The following is a 20,422-nucleotide window of genomic DNA, read 5'->3' as shown; positions in this document are numbered from 1 at the left end:
TTATGGCGGAGCGTTAAATATGAAGAGGTGTATCTCAAAGCTTATAGCAGTGTCACAGATGCGAAAAAGCAATTGAGTGCATATTTTGAGTTTTATAATCTGAAACGACCTCATTCGAGTCTAGACATGAGAAGCACTGCTTCGCAAGGCTAAATGAGTTTTACTATGATCAGCTACCCCAACAAAACAAGGTGGCTTAACTAGAGCGGAATATCACTTATAAATACGCTTTTAGTTGTTCAAACATGTGGGACCACCTCTAAGTTTATGTATTTGGAAGTAACTATGGCCGTTGTTGAGGCATTTATTGCGACTCAAAATTGTTATTTTAACTATGAGTTTGAAGAACTTAATTTAACAGATGATTTTCCAGAAGAGCTCTCTGTATCTTTGCGGGGCATGATGTTTCGCCATGAAATTCAGTATCCCAATGCCACATATTATATTTATTACTCAGATGTTTTAACGGGTTGTGAATTACAGCGAATGAAAGATGATTGGGCGAAATATTGCCCTGCAGAATAAAATTGCGTCTAAATTTTCTATCTCCTTATAGGAGATGAGAATCCTCAGAATATATTCTGAGTTCGCAAGGGAGAGTTGGATAGTCTCATCTCCTTGCGGAGCATGCTCCTCATCTCAAAGAGAGCAGAAGTATTATAAATAAAAAACGAGGCATGAAGCCTCGTTTTTTTTGATCTATCTAAAATTAGATTTTAGAAATAAGATCTTTAATGTTTGCTGCTTGAGTTGATGCATTACCTGTATATGTTGCAGGTGTCATTTCTGCAAGACGCGCACGGTCAGCAGCTGGAACAGCTTCTAATTCGTTACCATTTACGAAATCAACCATCATTTCGCGAGTCATTGCTTGACCACGAGTTAGGGCTTTAAGTTTTTCGTAAGGTTTTTCAACTGCATAACGACGCATAACAGTTTGAATCGGTTCTGCAAGTACTTCTTGCGCATGGTCAAGGTCTTCAAGAATACGTTGAGCATTCAATTCAAGTTTACCAATACCTTTAGAGCAAGCTTCAAAAGCGATCAAGCTTTGTGCAAAACCAACACCCATGTTACGAAGCACAGTTGAGTCAGTTAAGTCACGCTGCCAACGAGATACAGGAAGTTTTTCACCAAGGTGAGCCAATACCGCATTCGCAATACCCAAGTTACCTTCAGAGTTTTCGAAGTCAATTGGGTTAACTTTATGTGGCATTGTTGAAGAACCAACTTCGCCTTCTTTCAAACGTTGTTTGAAGAAACCAAGTGAGATGTAGCCCCAAACGTCACGGTTAAAGTCGATCAAAATGGTGTTGAAACGACGTAGCGCATCAAAAAGTTCCGCCATGTAGTCATGTGGTTCGATTTGAGTGGTGTACGGGTTAAATTCTAAACCTAATGATTCAACAAATGCTTGTGAATGCGCAGGCCAGTTAATTTCAGGGTAAGCAGAGTAGTGCGCGTTGTAGTTACCTACTGCACCATTGATTTTACCAAGTAATTCAACTTGTTTGAATTGTTTGATTTGACGTGCAAGGCGGTAAGCCACGTTCGCCATTTCTTTACCCAAAGTTGTTGGGCTTGCAGTTTGACCATGTGTACGAGACAACATTGGTTGTTCAGCGTGTTGTTCAGCCAAAGCAACGATTGAATCGATGATTTGCTGCATTGCTGCAACTAAAACTTCACGGCCATTTTTAAGCATTAAAGCATGAGACAAGTTGTTGATGTCTTCAGATGTACATGCAAAGTGAATGAATTCTCCAGCATTTTTAAGCTCATCGATATGTGCGATTTGCTCTTTTAAGAAGTACTCAACTGCTTTTACATCATGGTTTGTTGTACGTTCAATTTCTTTAATGCGGTTTGCATTGTCTTCAGAGAAGTTCGCAACAATTGCATCAAGCGCAGCGTTAGTTTCAGCACTGAACGCTGGAACTTCAGTGATTTCAGGACGGTTTGCAAGCGCTTGTAACCAACGCACTTCAACAGTCACACGAGCATGGATTAAACCAAACTCAGAGAGGAAGGGACGTAGAGCATCACATTTGCTTGCGTAACGTCCATCTAATGGAGAAAGTGCGGTTAAAGCGTTCATAGCGATTCCTTAAATTTTGGAATTAAACGTAAAACAAAAAGCCCGTACTGCATCAGTTAAACCACCTGATACTGTAAACGGGCAAGATCTTGAATATCTTGTAGTAGCTTGCGCTTACTGAAAATCATACCCCATGAGCTACCACCGAGCTGACGCCATAAATGTGCCATTTGTAAGCCGGTAAATAAGGTGGCGCGAATGCGATTGGTATGAGAGGTGTCTTTAAATGCTTCGGCATTACCACGAACCATAATACGTGGATTAATTTGGCCTGCAGTTTCAATATAGGTTTGCGCTAAATTGGCAATGATACTTGGATGTAAATAATTATTATCAAAAAAGGAAAGCTGTCTTAGAATTTTTTGTTGGGATTGTTCGATGATTTCGACAAATTTAGGATTGCTATAGACTTTCTTTTCTAACTGCAATAATGCCATCGCATACGTCATGGGTAGCTTAGTATTGGCAAGTTTAGGAAGTCTAGATTTGGGAGATGTATTGAAGGGTTGAGTAATGCTACTTTCTAAGGTTTTTAATCCCAGCGAAATATCCGCCAAGCCACTAAAAAAATCAAGCGTCTGACTAGACTGATTCGACTTAGGACGGATATTTAAACTGGCTTTAATGAGATGTTCAAAATAAAAGTTACCGCTTTCCCCGATACTCTGTTGCCCAGTCAATGCAGTCATGTGGGTCAGCTGTGTCGCTTGAAAAACAGCAGCTAACGCCAATGCACGATTTTGGCGAGTATTCAGAGTCTGAGGCTGTTGAAACGGTAACTCTGTCATCCGAAACAATCCTTATTCAATAAAATCCGGTTTAGGCGCATTGGTATGATGAATCACACCACCCCCTAAACAAACTTCACCGGTGTAGAACACCACACTTTGACCCGGTGTAACAGCACGTTGTGGCTCATCGAATTCGACACGCACACCATTTGGCGCTGTAGGGTCTTTAAATATTGTACAGTCTTGGTCAGGCTGACGATAACGAGTTTTCGCTGTGCAGCGGAAACCTGATTCAGGAATCTCATGTTCACCAGCCACCCAATCAATCGCTTCAGACCATAAAATGGTGCTTTGCATGAGTGGATGTTCATGACCTTGACCAACGACTAGGCGATTACCTTCGATATCTTTATGCAGTACAAACCAAGCGCCTTCTTCAGCACCTTTTAGACCACCAAGACCGATGCCACCACGTTGGCCGAGCGTATAGTACATTAAGCCGTGATGTTCACCAACCTCTTTACCTGTGTCAAGGACGATTTTTCCGGGTTGAGCAGGTAAATATTGCTTTAAGAAGTCATTAAATCGACGTTCACCAATAAAGCAGATTCCTGTTGAATCTTTTTTCTTCGCGGTGATTAGACCTAATTCTTCAGCGATTTTACGCACTTGTGGTTTTTCAATTTCACCTACAGGGAATAAAGTCTTGTTAATTTCGCGACCATGCACTGCATGTAGGAAATAGGTTTGGTCTTTATTGTTGTCTAGGCCACGTAGTAGAGGGGCATACTCTTCACCACGTGAATTTTTTAGCGTTTCACCACGACGGCAATAGTGGCCTGTCGCAATAAAGTCAGCTCCTAAGTTCACAGCATGGTCTAGAAATGCACGGAATTTAATTTCTTTATTGCAGAGAATATCTGGGTTTGGTGTACGACCTGCGGCATATTCTTCTAAGAAATGCTCAAAGACACGGTCCCAATATTCCATTGCAAAGTTTGCAGTATGAAGTTTGATACCAATTTTGTCACAAACGGCTTGAGCATCGGCAAGATCTTCCATTGCCGTACAGTATTCCGTGCCGTCATCTTCTTCCCAGTTTTTCATGAAAAGACCTTCAACTTGATAACCTTGTTGAAGTAAAAGTGCTGCAGATACAGAAGAATCTACACCACCAGACATACCGACGATGACACGTTGTTGCATAGGATTAAGCATCCAAATTTGAAATTAAGGGAGAATTTTGGTGCTCGTAAATGAGCGATAAAGGAAATTTTTGACCTGAAAGAGCATCTTGCACAGCTTTGATGACTAATGGACTACGCGCACGGGCAGACTCAATGAGTTCATCAAGCGTCATCCATACTGCACCGACAATACCTGTGTCTAATTGTGCATCGGCATGGTGCTGAATGTCTTTAGCTAAGAAACAGAAACGGAAATAAGTACGATCAGGGAACATCGGAGGAGTATAAGTATACATGCCTAGGAGGTTCGTGATTTCTACATCGTGACCTGTTTCTTCCATGGTTTCTCGAATGGCGGCTTCAATAATGGTTTCGCCAGCTTCAACATGACCTGCAGGTTGATTAAATACAGTATGGGTCACACCTTCTGTATGTTCTTCAACAAATAGGAATTTTCCGTCTTTTTCAACGACTGTCGCAACAGTGACGTGAGCAGTCCAAGCGGTCATAGAAAAGCACCATGGGGTAAAAACGCTATTCTACAAAATTTAGGGAGCGGTGGCTACGATGGGAGGTGAATTCTTTGGATAGAGATATTTTTTAGCGTAGAAATTTATGGAACACTGTTTCATAAATGGGGTTGGAAACAATGAATCATAAAAAGCCCTGTACAGTTGATATAGGCTTTTTTTTGTAATATGGATATGATTAATATTAAAAAATAATTAATACATGCACTATTTCAATTGTTACTTTCAATTGCCATTTCATAAGAACCCTGAAATTGGAACTTCATTGTTTCATCTGTAGTCGAGTTAATGAATTTTTCCATTTGTTCTTTATACTCACCATGTCCTGATTTATACATAGCTAATAAATATCCCCATTTAGCATACGGATAGGCTGGATCATCTTTGGGGATAGTCTTTAATTCATTCCTTATACCTTCTGCTACTTTACTCTGACAAGATCGCAGGTCATTTTGCGGATATTTCAAAATTTGCATTAGTTCACAGTGCTTAAATAATTTAGCTTGAGTTGGTCTCTCATTGAGTTGTTTCTTATTTAATTCATAAGCCTCTTGATACATTTCTAAAGAGAGATAAATATTCATTTCTATTTTTTCTTGCTCATTTTGAGCTTGGATTTTTTTTACATCTAATAAAATATTTTTTAATTTTTCTTTAGATTTAGGGTTATGAATGTCTATATCATTCATTAATATTCTGTATTTTTGGATGATAATATCATCTGATAGGGATATTTTTTGTTCTTCTACAACTTCATTTTTCTTTGGAATCTCTTGTGCATTAGAGCATCCAGTTATAGTGAAAACTGTACTAAAAAGAATAGTTAAAATTAGATATTTTTTCATGAAATACGTCTAGCAGCCGAAGTTAATGTGAATGTATGTGTTGTAAATCTTGGATTTGGATAAATTATTCCGCCATCTAATTTGGCTTCATATCCCATTTGCATTTCAACTTTAATTAAAGACAAATTGGGCTCCGGAAGAAGAATTGTTCCTGATCCAACTGGTTCTTTCCCCTTTTCAGTATTCCAGACACCATTCCCTATTTCTAAATTTTTTTGTGAGAGTAGTTTAAAATCTCTTGCTTTTTCTCTAAATATTTTTACTGAAACAAAAGGTTTAATTTTAGCATCTCCTTTTAATGGAGGGGCTATATAGGAAACTGTTATAAATAATTCACGACCCTTTAAAATATAGCTAACAATATATTCACAAGTCCCAGAAATAGCTTGAGAAACAACTCCTACCCAACCTTTTTTATCCTCATCATAAGGAAGAATTAAATTTTTGAATTTCACGTATTGTGTTCTATTTTGTTCTATATAATAATTTTCATAATTTTCTTTGTTACGGCTAAAATTGTTTGCCAAATTATTACTTTGTTGAGATGTTGTCTGAAAATTTAAGACGGATGAATTACTAGGACCACCACTAGCTCCAACTACATGTACTTGCTTAGGGAGTAAGGTAGCACCACAAGTGAACTTATCGCCTACATAAGCTACAGCCTTGCCATCAAAAATAACGTGGTCATTACTTTTAATTAACGTAGACCAAGTTTTACATTTCGGACATGCGAAACCATCTCCAGCACGAAGAAAAAAGATTCCCCATCTGTGAACTTCTGAACTGAGTGGATATGACTGTTCCTCCGTGGCTCGTTGTAGACCCATGAATGCCGAATCCTTTAGACATTTTTTGAGTCTCCAATTGTTGTAGTCATAAAGCCTATAGGGGGTATCGCATCATGATATAAGCGTAATACATGAGATGTAATTGGACTATCAATAATTTCATCGCCATTTTCTAAAAATGAACCGATTAGAGCGGCTGATCGACCATCTACATTGAAAAGCGATCCTGCGCCAGAGATAATTTTTGCTGTTGAACCATCTAAGTATATGGCTTCATCACCTATCAATGCCAATGATATCCCTTGGACTTTAAAAGTATGATTTGATGCCCGAACAAGTCCACCATTTTTAGTTTTTGCACTGTTAAATGCTACATAATATTTTGTGTGAGGCTTATGATTCCAATATAGTTGTTCTGCCTCATGAATTTTTTTTATATCTTCTTTTGAAAGCTTTTGTAGCTGCTCTTTTGGCAGTTGATGCAAAAAAGTAGGGCTAGTCATACTATGTCCAAATATTGTAATTATATTCGAGCTTAATAAAATAAGATGACTAATAAAATTTGAAAATGTAACTAAGGAAATACTATCTAATTTTATATTTATTCTAATATATGCATTTTAGGTGCAAAACAATAAATAAATTTTTAGCATTGAAATAATGCTTTAATAAAAATTAACCTAAATAAAATCTATTTTATTTATAATTCCCCGACACCTTCACATAATTCTGCGCTGAATACGGTAAAAATGCTTTTTCTTTATCGGTTAGGGGGCGGACTTTTTTGACTGGACTGCCCACATATAAATAACCACTTTCCAAAACCTTATTTGGTGGAACAAGTGAACCAGCACCAATCATCACATCATCTTCAACAATTACATCATCTAAAATAATCGTACCTATACCGACTAAAACACGATTACCAATGGTACAACCGTGTAATTTTACATGATGACCAATTGTGACATCTTCACCAATAATCAGTGGAGAACCCTCAGGCTTATCGGCTTTTTTATGACTCACATGCAACATTGAGTGATCTTGCACATTAGAGTTTTTACCAATACGAATATGGTTTACATCACCACGAATCACAGCAAATGGCCAAACAGAGACATTTTCAGCCAATACAACATCGCCAATCACCACTGACATTTCATCGATATAGCAAGAGTCAGCAATACGTGGAACAGTGTGTAAATAAGGGCGAATGTTTTGGCTCATAGGAAAGTCATCTACAGGTTTTTAGGCATTATAAAATAAAAAAGCACCTAGACCGAAATCTAGATGCTTTCACTTTAGTCTTAAAGCTCAGTTTTCATTAAACTTAGAATAAGTTGCTAAAGAATTGTTTGATGTGATCAATCATTTTTGCAAAGAAACCAGCTTCTTCAACATTTTGTAGAGCTACAAGTGGTTTTTCAGCAATGACTTTGCCATTAAGCGTTGCAACGTATTTACCGACCACTTGACCTTGTTTTAAAGGTGCAGTTAATTTTGGTTGAACAACCAATTGAGTTTTAATGGCGTTCGCTTCGCCTTTAGGCATCGTCACGTTAAAGTTTTCAGCTAGACCTACTTGAACTTCATTGTCTTTACCGTACCAAACTTTTGCTTTTGCAAGCACTTGTTTAGCAGGTTGAACTTTTACAGTTTCAAAGTTTGCATAACCCCAAGCTAAAATTTCACGTGTTTGAGATGCACGCTCGTTCATGCTTGGCGCACCAAAGATCACTGAAATTAAACGTAAAGGACCACGTTTAGCTGAAGTCGTTAAGCAGTAGCCCGCTTCTTCAGTATGACCAGTTTTTAAACCATCTACACTTGGGTCAGTATAAAGCAGGGCATTACGGTTGCCTTGCTTAATGCCATTGAACGTAAATTCTTTTTCAGAGTAGATCGGATAGTATTTTGAACTGTCATGAATGATATGTTGCGCAAGAGTCGCCATATCTTTGGCAGTCGAGAAATGACCTTCAGCTGGCATACCTGTCGCATTGATGAATTGAGTATTCACCATGCCAATACGTTTCGCTTCTTGGTTCATCATGTGGGCAAAGGTGCCTTCATTGCCAGCAATATGTTCTGCCATAGCTTTAGAAGCATCGTTACCCGACTGAATGATAATGCCACGTAACATTTCTAATGCAGTTGCAGTGCCGTTGAGCGGAACGTACATACATGACTCAGTGCTGCTGCCGCGACACCAAGCCGACTCATTCATACGTACTTTTTCATTTTCAGTTAGTTCACCGCTTAATAACTTTTGCTCAATGATGTAACTGGTCATCATTTTTGTCATTGAAGCAGGAGCTAATTTTTCGTTTTCATTTTTAGAAGCAAGGATTTGCCCTGTCTCATAGTCCATCAGCACATAAGATTTATTATTTAATTCAGGTGGTGCAGAAAGGACAGTTGCCGCGAATGAAAAACTAGGTGCAAGTAGTAATGCGGCAAGGGCGGTTTTTCGGGTCATTCTGGGTGGTTCCAATAACTTAGGTATAAGCACAAAGAGCCTAGCATTTTAGGACAAAGCTAGGCGGACTGCTATGGGGTGCAAGCGCTTATTTTAAAAGTATTGTAACCAATTGGTATTATTTGCTGTAAGCAGTCAATTCTTTGCAAATCGCACCATTTTTCTTATCGCCAGCTTTCTTCGCATCAGACTGCGCTTCTTTTAAAGCGTCTTTAAAACTTTTTTGTTTGCTGAGTTGCTGTAAAGCATTTACTGGGTTCTTTTCATTCGGCATATATTCTTTAGCTAATTTTGCATAACCCGCTTCAAACTTTGGTTGATCTTTGTCATTCACCAATTTTGGGCAGACTTCAGATAGTACATAGATAGCTGCAAGTTCTTGAGTAGTCACTTGAGGTGTAGGGGTAACTTCAATTTTTTCATCTGCGGCATGTGCAGACATGGTAGTGAAAGCAAAAGCAGAAAGACTAAGGGCACAAAGAGATTTTACAAAGGAGTTTTTCATTTAAATAACCTGTTAAATAACCTAAAAGATATCAAATAGCTAAAATTTATTTGCTTAGCTTAATCGTATTTCTGGTAGAGATCAGTAGAAAATTGTATTGAAGCTGTTTAAAAATCAATACATTGTGAAAGAAAAAAGGATGAGGCTATAAGGCTTCATCCTTTTTTTGGCAGGTTTGATGCAATAAGGACTAACCTATTTAGAGGACGTCCAAAGCTGAATGATCAATTAACCTTCATAACTTAAAACGTCATCACAAACTGATTTTTGCTCAGCTTTATCAGTTTCTTTAGCAGCTTGACGCGCTTCTTCAAGAACTGATTTATATTCGCTGTCAGACTGTAGTTTTTCTAATGTCATTGATTTATCAGAATAATCAGCAAGATATGTTTTAGTGAGTGCTTGAATGTTGGCATCAAATTTTGCATTTTGACCAATAATCGCAGGGCATACTTCTAACATGACTTGTGCAGATGCAATGTCTTCTTTTACGATGGTATTGGCTTCTTCTTGAGTGAAGTCATTGTCTGCGACCACAGTTTGAGTCATGCAAGCTGCTAGAGCAAAGCCCAATAAACCACGAAGTGCTACGGTTTTATTCATTTTGTACACACACATTTATGCTGGATGTTGAAATGTAAATATATATAATTATTCATATATTTCAATAAAATGTTCTTGCGAGTCATTTTTAATTTTTTAGTAATGGAAATTTAGTTGTGAATATTTTAATTGCCAATGATGATGGCGTTTTTGCTCCCGGTATCCAAGCTTTAGCACATGCATTGCGTCCTCTCGGTCGTGTGGTGATCGTGGCGCCTGAAAGCGAACGCAGCGGTTTTTCAAGTGCTTTAACTTTAGATCGACCATTACGACCTGTCGAAATTGCACCGAATATGTGGGCGGTAAATGGTACACCTGCGGACTGTGTGTATTTATCAATGAATGGCTTGTTCGACTTCGAATTTGATCTGGTGGTGAGTGGAATCAATAGTGGCGCAAATCTGGGTGATGATGTGCTGTATTCAGGGACAGTGGGTGCGGCATTTGAAGGCCGTTTAATGAAACAACCTGCGCTAGCCGTCTCTTTGGCTGGGCCAAATGTGCGTAGTTATAATAACCCAGAAGATTATGCAGTCGCCGCGCAATGGGTGCATGATTTTATTGCCAATGGACTACCCGCGCTACCTGCACGACATATTTTTAATATTAATATTCCAGATGTTGCTGAACTTCAAGGCACCAAAGTGACCTATCAAGGAAGACGTTTACAGTCCAAACCGATTACCAGTCATGTAGACCCGCGTGGTCGTCAAGTCTATTGGATTGGATTGGCAGGCGAGGCAGTGGCAGAGCCTAAGAAAGGCTTAACGCATATCGAATCAGACTTCTTTGCAGTTGCAAATGGTTATGTCAGTGTAACGCCTATACAAATGGATGCTACAAACTATGAGATTTTGAATAACTTGCACTCAGAGTTATCTAAATCTTAAGTATTAATGTTATAACTTTGTGAAAATGGTTATGCCGCAACTTTTTTAGAGTGGATTTTTGCTAATCTTAGCCCATTCATAATGACTATATTTGAATTATTAGTGAGGAAGATGATGTCCCTGGTGTCACAATATCGCGTTATTGCCGCTCCTGCAGCATTATTTAAGACCCTTGTTTTATCTGCTGCGGTTGTTACGACTTTGGTCATGACTGGCTGTGCGTCAAAACCACAAATTAATAATGCGACCCGTTATGCGACTGCTCCGGATTATTATACAGTTCGTTCGGGAGATACTTTAAGTGGCATTGCCGCTCGCTATGGTTTGAGCTATGTCAGCATTGCAGAAATGAACGATATTGCGCAGCCTTATCGCATCTATGTTGGACAATCCATTCGCCTTAAAAATGGCGGCTCACGTCGTACAACGTCTACGCAAGCCATGACTCAAGCGGCACCAATTCAACGCCAAACGATTGCAATGCCAACGCAAACAGCGCCCGTGACTCAAGCTTCAACCACTCCATCGACAGTGACGCGAACTACAGTTCCAACGCCAGTGGTCAGTTCTTCAAGTTTACGTTGGGTGAGTCCAGTATCACGTCCTACGGTATTACAAGGCTATAACTTAGCATCGAATGTGAAAGGAACACGTTACGCAGGTAATACAGGTGATCCTATTTTTGCAGCAGCTGATGGTCAAGTGGTCTATGCCGCCGATGGTCTTAAAGAGTACGGCAATTTAATTTTGGTGAAGCATATTAATGGCTATATCACTGCATATGCACATAACAGTAAAATGAATGTCAAAAGTGGCGATACTGTGAAAGCAGGGCAGCAAATTGGTGAGATGGGTTCATCGGGTACAAACCGTACGATGCTTGAGTTTCAGGTGCGTTTAGATGGTAAACCAATCAATCCAACTTCAGTTTTACCAAATAATTAAATATATAATGCAAAAGCAAAATATCCCCGTATAATACAATGAGTTGCTTTTATCGAAAGATGAAGCTTCTCATAAGTTTATGAGGGAAATTTATGTTAGATCAACTTCGAGCAATGGGTGTCTTTGCTTGCGTTGTGGAAAAAAATTCGTTTAGCGGTGCTGCTCGTGAGTTAGGTATTACCACGAGTGCCGTGAGTCAGCAAATCCGCTCACTAGAGCAGGATATGGAAGTCATTCTTTTACATCGTTCAACACGTAAGTTAAGTTTGACAGAAGCTGGACAAGCTTTTTTTCATAGTTGCCAAGAGATGCTATCTGCCGCAGAGCGCGGCAAAATTCGTATCAATGAACTTCGTGACGACTTAGTCGGTGAATTACGTATTGCATCGACACCAGAAATTTGTGCGAATCATGTGATTCCTGCATTGTCACATTGGATGTCGGCACATCGCGGTTTATCCGTTCATCTAGAAGCAGATAATCAATATATCGACTTAATTGATGGCCGCATTGATATTGCGCTACGAATGAGTTCAAAAATTGATGATCAACAGTTTCATGTGGTGCCATTGGCACATGTTGAACAAGTTCTCGTTGCAGCACCAAGCTATATCAACCAAACCAGTTTAATTACACGACCAGAAGATTTACAAAATCATGATATGGTTCAAATAAATTTGGTTAAAAACTTTCAGCATTTTGCATTTGAAAATGCAGTGACTAAAGAGCAGGTTGCATTGGATGTGCACTCCCGATTTACAACAAATAATGTATTTGCTGCAAAAGCAATGTGTCAACAAGGACATGGCATTGCAAGAATATTATATCTAGATACGCAAAAAGACTTATTAAACGGTTCTCTTGTTGAAGTTTTACCAGAATGGCGTTTACCATCATTTACTCTATATGCTGTGATGTCTAAACGTGATCAACAGCCTACTAAAATTCATCGTTGCCTAGATGCATTAAAATTGTATTTCAGTCAATTACCAGGCGGACGTGTATACCAAGAAGCCTCATAAAAACAAAAAAGGTTTAAAAAGATATAAAAAAAGCCGCAATCAGCGGCTTTTTTTACTTTCGGCACAAATTACGCTAGAAAGTTTTTCACCATTTTAACAATGCGTTCAATCAAGATATCCGCTTGTTTTTTATTGATGTTCAGCGTAGGTAATAAACGAATCACAGAGCCTGCTGTTACGTTAATAATCAAGTGATGCTCATCACGTGCAATATTCACAAGTTCGCCACATGCTTTTGGTAATTCAATGCCGACCATTAAACCAAAACCACGAACAGTCACGTTTTGCTCTGCAAGTTGCTCTGTGAATTGCTCAACAAGATACGCACCCATATTTGCAGCATTTTCAATAAGGTTTTCCTTTTGAATGGTATCAATCACGGTATAAACCACACGTGAACCTAATGCTGTACCGCTATAAGTTGAACCGTGGTTACCCGCTGTTAAAACGCCAACACCACGACCTTGAGTCATGACTGCGCCGATAGGGAAGCCATTACCTAGACCTTTTGCTGTAGTTAGCACGTCAGGAATAATATTGGTGTGTTGATATGCAAAGTATTTACCAGTACGGCCGTTACCTGTTTGCACTTCATCAAGCATCATTAACCAGTTGTGTTGATTACAGATTTGACGAATTTCTTCGAGGTAGCTAAAACCTTGAGGTGCAGTATTTACACCACCTTCACCTTGGATCGGCTCAACCAAAATCGCTACGATGTCTGGGTGGTGAATTGCAGCTTCTTCAATTGCTTCGATATCACCAAAAGGTACACGAATAAAACCTTCAACCAGTGGGCCAAAGCCTTCTTGAACTTTTTTGTTACCTGTTGCAGATAATGTCGCCATGGTACGACCATGGAATGAATGATCAGCAACAATAATTTTAGGGCTTGCAACACCTTGCATATGACCAAATTTACGTGCAATTTTGATTGCACCTTCATTTGATTCTGCACCACTATTTGAGAAGAAAACTTCTTCCATACCCGCAACTTCAGCTAATTTTTGCGCAGCAGCCGTTTGCCAAGGCACTTCAAATAAGTTACTGGTATGAATGAGGGTCGCTGCCTGTTCAGCAATTGCAGCTGTAATTGCAGGATGTGAGTGACCTAAACCACAAACAGCTATCCCTGTCAGTGCGTCTAAGTATTCTGTGCCATCTGCGGTATACAGGTGAGCACCTTGACCTCGGACAAAGCTGATCGGTTGGCGGCCAAATACTGGCATCAAGTGCGATGGTTGATCAGTTTGTACTGGGGCAAGGGTAATGTTATTCATGACTAACTCTAATTTGTCAGGTGATTGAAATAATATAGAGGAGACGCCATATATATATGAGCATCAAGAGGTCTATATAAGCAAAATATGACTCACTTGAAAAGCTGAAATGTAAATAAAACGTGAAATATTGCTTTAGTCATATTGTTTTACTCAGTTTTGGGTATAATGCGAAGCAGATTTATTGAGGATATATCAATGACTGAACAAGCACGCGATACAGAAGCGTTAATTCGTGACCAAATTGCTAAACACGCAGTTCTACTTTACATGAAAGGCACTCCACAGTTTCCACAGTGTGGTTTCTCTGCGCGTGCAGTAGAAGCGCTCAGTCAAATTGGTCGTCCGTTTGCTTATGTAAATATTCTTGAAAATCAAGATATTCGCGCAACTCTTCCACAAATTGCAAACTGGCCGACTTTCCCACAATTATGGATCAATGGTGAGTTGATCGGTGGTAGCGACATTATGCTTGATATGTTCCAAAAAGGTGAATTACAACCTTTAGTTGAACAATATAGCCCAGCTCCTGAAGCTTAATTGGATGTGTATTTGATGATTTTGATCATTGGATACAGATAAAAATAGCGCCTTTAAGGCGCTTTTTTTATGACTTATTTATCAAAAAAGTCGTGGTTTATGCGTTTTTCCACCATCCCCATACGCATTTAAAGCACAAAGGGTGGTGGAAAAATCAACAAATGAATAAACTCATCGAAGATTTATGACGGATTGTCTTCAGTCGGACTTTCTTCAACACGTTGCTCGTTTTCAGCAGTCCCATTTTTAGCAGTGCTGTCTTGAGCTTCAGACTTCTTTGCCTTTTTATCTTTATTCTTTTTTGACTTCTTCTTTTTTTTCTTTTTCTTTGGCTCTTCTTCCTCAAACTCAGCACCGTCTTCAATCGCTTGCCAGTACTCAAGTTGCTCCATGACAGCAGCGTAGATTGAGCCTTTGCTATAACGACCTTTTTTATCAAGAGTGCCTACTGGACGCGCCATCAAAATTTCTAGAGCTTGGTCAATGGTATCTATGGCGTGAATATGGAATTGACCTTGTTGCACAGCTTCAATCACATCTTTGCGTAACATTAAGTGCTGCATATTTTGGCGTGGAATAATCACACCTTGCTTGCCTGTTAGCCCTTGTAATTTACATGCATCATAGAAGCCTTCAATCTTGGCATTTACACCACCAATCGGTTGAACTTGACCCAATTGGTTCATGGAGCCAGTGATTGCCCATGATTGATCGATCGGTAATTGGCTAATAGCGGAAATAAGAGCTGAAAGCTCTGCAACAGTTGCGCTGTCGCCATCTACTTGGCCATAGCTTTGCTCAAAGGCAAGGGCAGCAGAAAAATGTAAAATTTGTTCACGACCAAAGTGTGCCTTTAAGAAACTCGACATCAGCAGGACGCCTTTGGCATGTAAAGAACCACCGAGTTCTACACTACGCTCGATATCTAAAATATCGCCGCCACCTTGATAAACCGAAGCCGTTAAACGTGACGGTAAACCAAATTCAACATCAGCATATTGAATCACAGAGAGGGCGTTAATCTGCCCGAATCGATGACCTTTGGTTTCGATTAACTGTGTACCGCGAGTGAGATCTTGCCAATATAATTCACGTAAGTAGCCTAGACGGTATTTACGATGATCAAGAGCGGTGTTGATATGTGTTTCTGTCACCATTTTATCGCCAGCAAGTGCTGCATGATGATGTGCTTCACGAATCAAATCACCTAAGGTGAGGGCATGTAATGACAAAGAGCTTTGATCTTCAGCTTGACGACTTGAATCAGTTAACAGTGCAGCAAGTGCTGTACGGTCAAACGGCAGAAGTTTGTCTGTTTGCACATAATCAGCAATTAGCTGCATATATGCCTGCTCATTAATGTCATTACGTTGTAATGTATCGGTAAAATCGGCACGAATTTTAAAGACACTGCCCAGTTCTGGTTCGAGTTCTAAAATATCGTAATAAATATCAGGTTCAGCAAGCAGGATCACTTTGATATTTAAATCAATAGCTTCTGGTTCAATCGAAATACTACCAGTTAGTGTAAGCATATGTTCAAGTGAAGACAGCTTTAAATGTCCTGACTTTAATGCACGTTTTAGACCTTGCCATGCATAAGGCTGCTCTAAAAGTTGTTCAGCTTCCAAGATGAGGAATCCACCATTGGCCTTATGCAATGCACCAGGACGGATTAACGTAAAGTCTGTGGTGATGGTGCCATTTTGGGTCAGTTGTTCGACATGACCTAACAAATTGTAATGGGTAGGGAAATCTTCAAAAATAACTGGCGCACCAGCATTAGGTTTATGTGTGGCGATGATGTTTGCTTGGTAGCGAGATGGCACGCGGTTAAATTGGCCGGGTGTAAAGTCATCTTCTTCTTGCTCAAGTACAAACTCAACATTTTGAATGATGTCATCTGCATATTGCTTCAGATAATCTTCCAAGCCTTCAACCATGCTGAATTTATTTTGAATCACATCAATACGCGGCATGACGACTTGTTTAGCAATTTCACGGTTCAAAACCTGAACTTTATCGCGAGCATCATCTTCAAGATCACCAAGATGCAGACCAAGGCGTTCGAGTTTTTTATCCATATAACGGACGTTTGACGCAATTTCAGCACGTTTTTTGCTGCTTAGTGCATTGATGTCTTCTTTCGACATTTCTTGGTATTTGTTATCGACCAAATGCACGGGAACAAAGCAATGATCATCATCCTGAGAAATCAGTTTAAGATCAAGTTCTTCACCTTCTCTGGTTAATTCAACTAAGGCAAGATGTTGTTCATCACCGGCATGTTGGCGAATCATTTCAATGCGATTGTGATAGGTTTCTGCGGTAAAGCGACGTTCAAGCTGTTTTAATGTGGTTTGCCAACTTTGATGTAATAACGCTTGGAATTTTGTCGCTTGACCAGAAGGAAGTTTCAGCGCAATCGGTTCACGCGGAAACTTAAAATTATTGACATACACCCAGTCTGAAGGCGTCGGCATGTTTTTAGCGTGTTGTTGTAATAAGCGCTTAATCATGGTGCGCTTACCTAAGCCTGCGGTACCTACAGCAAAAATGTTATAGCCTGAGTATGGTAATGCAATGCCAGCTTCGACCGAAGCTCGGGCACGATCTTGTCCTAAAAAGTCATTAAGTGGTTTGATCCGCTTGGTAGACGTCGGTATTTTTTTAAGCTCAGGCGTATGCGTCAGCTGAAGTGGCTGCAACTGCGTTTTAGTTAAAGTATTCTGTATTTCGGGTTGATCAAAAGCGCTCTTTAGTGTCGTTACTGTTTCTGCTAAGTTTTTTGTGTTGGTTTCATTAATGGTGGTTGATAAAGAAGAGTGAATTTGTTCAAGTCGCTGGGTCACTGTTGAATCCAAAAAACTAAAGAATAGAGATATGTAATTAAGGTATACAGGTTTAATGCCAAAGATCAAGCAACAGCATGCGAAATATCGATAAAATAAAACAATGATTTCATAAATGTTGTTGAAACCGTTGTCATTAAGCGCTTGAATAGCAACATTCGATTTTGACAAAAATAACTGAGTCATGACAACACAAGCTTCAGGATGGAAATCTGCTTTTACTGCATTTTTAGACCGACGTGCGCTGATTATGCTTTTTCTTGGCTTTTCGGCCGGTATCCCAATTTTACTGATCTTTTCCAGTTTATCGCTTTGGTTAGGTGAAGCAGGAATTGATAAAAGTGCAGTAACTTTTTTTAGTTGGGCAGCGCTTGGCTATTCGTTTAAGTTTGTTTGGGCGCCATTAATAGATGAGTTACCTGTGCCATTTTTAACCAAACAACTCGGACGTCGCCGTGCATGGTTGTTGATCGCTCAGGTTCTCATTATCTGTGCAATTTGTATCATGGCATTTTCAGATCCAGCTTTAGGACAAAGCTATATTTACCAAATGGCCGCTGGCGCTGTATTGCTAGGTTTTTCTGCCGCAACGCAAGACATTGTTATTGATGCTTATCGTATTGAGTTGGCAGAAACTGAAATGCAGACCGTTTTAGCTTCGACCTATAATGCAGGTTATCGTATCGGCATGATCGTGGCAGGTGCAGGGGCGTTATTTTTGGCTGCATATTTAGGCACGGCCAAAGGTAACTATATTTATGAAGCTTGGAAATATACTTACCTTGCAATGGCTGCTGTGATGGTTATCGGTATTATCACAACTTTATCGATACGTGAGCCGCAAGTTGACCGTGTACAAAAGCATTATAAACGGACCGACTATTATCGTTTAGTCGCTGTATTCTTTGCTGCGGTGGTTGCCTTTGTCTTGAGTTATATCTATTCAGGTGTAGCGGTTGAAAGCTTGAAAGAGCAGTGGCAAATTTCAGACTCATTCGCCTTGTTCTGTTTAGAGGCTGTACGCTTTATTGGTTCAGCTGTGGTTGCTTTTGGTGTCGGTTCTGTTTTAGTGAAATCGGGTGCTGTAAATAAGCAGATGGCATTTGAAACTTGGGTTAATCCAGTTGCAGATTTCTTTAAGCGTTATGGTCTAAAACTGGCTTTAGTACTGTTGTTACTTATTGGTTTTTACCGTATTTCCGATATTATCGCCGGCGTCATTTCTAATGTGTTTTATCAAGATTTAAACTTCACCAAAGAGCAGATTGCTGAAGCTGTAAAAGTCTATGGTGTGATTTTTAGCTTGGTTGGCGGCTTCCTTGGCGGTTTGCTAGCGCAGCGCATGAACATTATGAAATTGATGTTTGTTGGTGCGATTTTAGCAAGTTCAACAAACTTGATTTTTATCGGTCTGGTCAAATCAGGTCAGCCATTAAGCGATGTCACTGTCAATGTAGCAGGGCAGCACTATACAGCGACGCCGGATGATACGGGTGCTTGGGCAGTTCAAATTCCAAAAGCAGTCTTGGCTGCAGATCAAAATATTAAAGTCAGTGCGGATTATCAGTCGAAGAATCAACATCCAGTACAGGTGAGTTTGCCGTATCTGAATAATGCTTTTTCAAACTCAGCAATGATGTTGCTGCCAGTGACTTCAGATAACACGATTTCAGCTCAAGAGACTGCGAATAGTATCGTGGTTCGTGGACAATACTTGGCAGGCGAGTTAAAAGAAAATCAAAAAATTCAAATTATTCTGGATGCTAAACCATTCGACACAAAGCTTGATAAAACTGGTGTATTTAGTGCTGCAATTCCAGGACAAGCGCTCGAAACAGCAAAGCAAAAAACATTAACGGCTCAACTGCTAGAAAATGATGTGGTGAAAAAGAGTGTCGAATTAGCATATCAAGTGAATACAGCGGCCAATATGGCAGGTGTACTTGGTGTTGATATTCAACCGATTAATTTGGCAAGTGCTGAACAGAATGTGGACATCAAAGGTAAGGTCATTAAGCCTTATAGTTCGCTGTGGTTATATTTCGCGATTATTGTTGATAACTTGGCATCTGGTCTTGCAGGCGCGGCATTTATTGCATTTTTATCGAGCTTGACCAGTGTTTCTTTCACAGCCGTTCAATATGCCATCTTTAGTTCATTAATGACTTTAACCCCTAAAATTTTAGGCGGTTATTCAGGTACGATTGTGACCAATATCGGTTATCCAAACTTTTTCTTGATGACGACTTTAATTGGTATTCCGATTTTAATTTTAGTAGTTTGGGTCGCCAAACTATTGAGAGAACATGAACAGAAATCCAGTTCATAATTCAATTTGAATTAAAAAAGCCTATTCAGTTTGAATGGGCTTTTTTATTCTAAGCTTGTAAATAGCCTAAGCATATCTGCGGTTTTGGACTAGGATATTTGAAATAAGTGGGTATATGCGTTCTAGAGTTAAATTGAACTTTGCATGTTAAATCCCTATAGTATTCAAACATAATGATAGATTTAGGAAACTCGATTATGCGCATGCTGCATACCATGTTACGTGTAGGCAATTTAGAGCGTTCATTGGCGTTCTATACTGAAGTACTCGGTATGACTTTGCTTCGTAAGCGTGATTATGAAGAAGGTCGTTTTACTTTGGCATTTGTGGGCTATGGTGATGAAGAAAATCATACTGTACTTGAGTTAACGCATAACTGGGATACGGAGAGTTATGAATTGGGTAACGCTTATGGCCATATTGCTATTGCAGTAGATGATGCCTACAAGGCTTGTGAAGAAATTAAAGCACGTGGCGGAAACGTGGTACGTGAAGCAGGACCAATGAAAGGTGGTGTGACCGTCATTGCCTTTGTTGAAGATCCAGATGGCTATAAAATTGAGTTGATCCAACAAGACTCAAATGCACGAAATAATTAATGTGCAATCATTAATATAAAGTCATCTGTAATTCTGAATATTCTTATTTATAAATTTTTTTGCGTTGAGCTCACTATCAACGTTTAAAATAATGAATATATCGGAGAAAAGCTGGCTTTATTTATATGGCCCAGTAAGATGAAATTTACTCAATGGTAAATTTAGCTTATTGGGCATTTTTGTGCCGATGAGCTTT

19 protein-coding genes and 2 pseudogenes are annotated in these 20,422 nt (G+C 39.5%); 8 read left to right on the top strand and 13 right to left on the bottom strand.

What is annotated here, in order from left to right; translation table 11 throughout:
• Window positions 1–200 (top strand): annotated as a pseudogene (locus FTT76_RS09430) (integrase core domain-containing protein); the annotation flags it as partial.
• A gap of 85 nt (window positions 201–285) precedes the next feature.
• A complete protein-coding gene (locus FTT76_RS09425) occupies window positions 286–525 on the top strand; it encodes a hypothetical protein (protein WP_180004910.1) in 240 nt (79 codons plus the stop codon).
• Between the two features lie 184 nt (window positions 526–709).
• Here FTT76_RS09425 and purB read toward each other — a convergent pair whose 3' ends face one another.
• From purB to FTT76_RS09370, 11 genes and pseudogenes are all read right to left on the bottom strand, one after another.
• On the bottom strand, window positions 710–2,098 hold the full coding sequence (gene purB, locus FTT76_RS09420; protein WP_168379206.1) for an adenylosuccinate lyase: 1,389 nt from the start codon (window positions 2,096–2,098) through the stop codon (window positions 710–712).
• A 56-nt stretch (window positions 2,099–2,154) separates the two neighbouring features.
• Complete coding sequence (gene hflD, locus FTT76_RS09415; RefSeq protein ID WP_078190181.1) at window positions 2,155–2,886, bottom strand: high frequency lysogenization protein HflD; 732 nt, start codon at window positions 2,884–2,886, stop codon at window positions 2,155–2,157.
• A gap of 12 nt (window positions 2,887–2,898) precedes the next feature.
• Entirely contained in the window at window positions 2,899–4,035 is a 1,137-nt protein-coding gene (gene mnmA, locus FTT76_RS09410) for a tRNA 2-thiouridine(34) synthase MnmA (RefSeq protein WP_180009369.1), read from the bottom strand.
• Window positions 4,036–4,039: 4 nt separating this feature from the next.
• Window positions 4,040–4,525, bottom strand: a complete 486-nt coding sequence (locus FTT76_RS09405; protein WP_078190179.1) for an NUDIX hydrolase — start codon at window positions 4,523–4,525, stop codon at window positions 4,040–4,042.
• Window positions 4,526–4,758: 233 nt separating this feature from the next.
• Entirely contained in the window at window positions 4,759–5,391 is a 633-nt protein-coding gene (locus tag FTT76_RS09400; RefSeq protein WP_180009367.1) for a hypothetical protein, read from the bottom strand.
• A 551-nt stretch (window positions 5,392–5,942) separates the two neighbouring features.
• Window positions 5,943–6,243, bottom strand: a pseudogene (locus tag FTT76_RS17675) (PAAR domain-containing protein); the annotation flags it as partial.
• The gene (locus FTT76_RS09390) at window positions 6,236–6,685 is read right to left on the bottom strand and encodes a PAAR domain-containing protein (protein ID WP_180009365.1); all 450 of its coding nucleotides are present in this window, start codon (window positions 6,683–6,685) and stop codon (window positions 6,236–6,238) included. The gene FTT76_RS09390 and the pseudogene FTT76_RS17675, both read right to left, overlap by 8 nt.
• Before the next feature lie 193 nt (window positions 6,686–6,878).
• The gene (locus tag FTT76_RS09385; protein ID WP_180009363.1) at window positions 6,879–7,409 is read right to left on the bottom strand and encodes a gamma carbonic anhydrase family protein; all 531 of its coding nucleotides are present in this window, start codon (window positions 7,407–7,409) and stop codon (window positions 6,879–6,881) included.
• 103 nt (window positions 7,410–7,512) lie between these two features.
• Window positions 7,513–8,661, bottom strand: coding sequence for a D-alanyl-D-alanine carboxypeptidase PBP5/6 (gene dacC / locus FTT76_RS09380; RefSeq protein WP_078191838.1), 1,149 nt, complete (start codon window positions 8,659–8,661; stop codon window positions 7,513–7,515).
• Between the two features lie 118 nt (window positions 8,662–8,779).
• Window positions 8,780–9,166 (bottom strand): MCR_0457 family protein, encoded by a 387-nt coding sequence (locus FTT76_RS09375; RefSeq protein WP_180004877.1) that lies wholly within the window; start codon window positions 9,164–9,166, stop codon window positions 8,780–8,782.
• A gap of 228 nt (window positions 9,167–9,394) precedes the next feature.
• Window positions 9,395–9,769: an MCR_0457 family protein gene (locus FTT76_RS09370; RefSeq protein ID WP_078190174.1), complete on the bottom strand. Its 375-nt coding sequence runs from the start codon at window positions 9,767–9,769 to the stop codon at window positions 9,395–9,397.
• A gap of 116 nt (window positions 9,770–9,885) precedes the next feature.
• Between FTT76_RS09370 and surE the strand changes: the two genes are divergently transcribed.
• The 3 genes from surE to FTT76_RS09355 all read left to right on the top strand — a co-directional run bounded on the left by surE (window position 9,886) and on the right by FTT76_RS09355 (window position 12,626).
• Window positions 9,886–10,659, top strand: coding sequence for a 5'/3'-nucleotidase SurE (gene surE / locus FTT76_RS09365; protein ID WP_078190173.1), 774 nt, complete (start codon window positions 9,886–9,888; stop codon window positions 10,657–10,659).
• A 114-nt stretch (window positions 10,660–10,773) separates the two neighbouring features.
• A complete protein-coding gene (locus FTT76_RS09360; protein WP_180009371.1) occupies window positions 10,774–11,604 on the top strand; it encodes a peptidoglycan DD-metalloendopeptidase family protein in 831 nt (276 codons plus the stop codon).
• 92 nt (window positions 11,605–11,696) lie between these two features.
• Window positions 11,697–12,626 (top strand): LysR family transcriptional regulator, encoded by a 930-nt coding sequence (locus tag FTT76_RS09355; protein ID WP_180004878.1) that lies wholly within the window; start codon window positions 11,697–11,699, stop codon window positions 12,624–12,626.
• Between the two features lie 68 nt (window positions 12,627–12,694).
• Here FTT76_RS09355 and FTT76_RS09350 read toward each other — a convergent pair whose 3' ends face one another.
• A complete protein-coding gene (locus FTT76_RS09350; RefSeq protein WP_180009361.1) occupies window positions 12,695–13,906 on the bottom strand; it encodes an aspartate aminotransferase family protein in 1,212 nt (403 codons plus the stop codon).
• Between the two features lie 198 nt (window positions 13,907–14,104).
• Between FTT76_RS09350 and grxD the strand changes: the two genes are divergently transcribed.
• Window positions 14,105–14,446, top strand: a complete 342-nt coding sequence (gene grxD, locus FTT76_RS09345; protein ID WP_067762767.1) for a Grx4 family monothiol glutaredoxin — start codon at window positions 14,105–14,107, stop codon at window positions 14,444–14,446.
• Between the two features lie 182 nt (window positions 14,447–14,628).
• Here the strand turns inward: grxD and FTT76_RS09340 are convergent, their stop codons facing one another.
• A complete protein-coding gene (locus tag FTT76_RS09340; RefSeq protein WP_373686541.1) occupies window positions 14,629–17,277 on the bottom strand; it encodes a Lon protease family protein in 2,649 nt (882 codons plus the stop codon).
• A gap of 205 nt (window positions 17,278–17,482) precedes the next feature.
• Here FTT76_RS09340 and FTT76_RS09335 point away from each other — a divergent pair, with 205 nt between their 5' ends.
• Window positions 17,483–19,627 (top strand): MFS transporter, encoded by a 2,145-nt coding sequence (locus tag FTT76_RS09335; RefSeq protein ID WP_180190409.1) that lies wholly within the window; start codon window positions 17,483–17,485, stop codon window positions 19,625–19,627.
• A gap of 197 nt (window positions 19,628–19,824) precedes the next feature.
• A complete protein-coding gene (gene gloA, locus FTT76_RS09330; protein ID WP_078191833.1) occupies window positions 19,825–20,226 on the top strand; it encodes a lactoylglutathione lyase in 402 nt (133 codons plus the stop codon).
• Window positions 20,227–20,422 lie beyond the last annotated feature (196 nt).

It is taken from the genome of Acinetobacter sp. YH01009 (genome assembly GCF_013420765.1).
Classification (GTDB): Bacteria; Pseudomonadota; Gammaproteobacteria; order Pseudomonadales; family Moraxellaceae; genus Acinetobacter; species Acinetobacter amyesii.
Note: the sequence above shows the minus strand (reverse complement) of the source record. Positions and strands in the feature narration are given on the sequence as shown.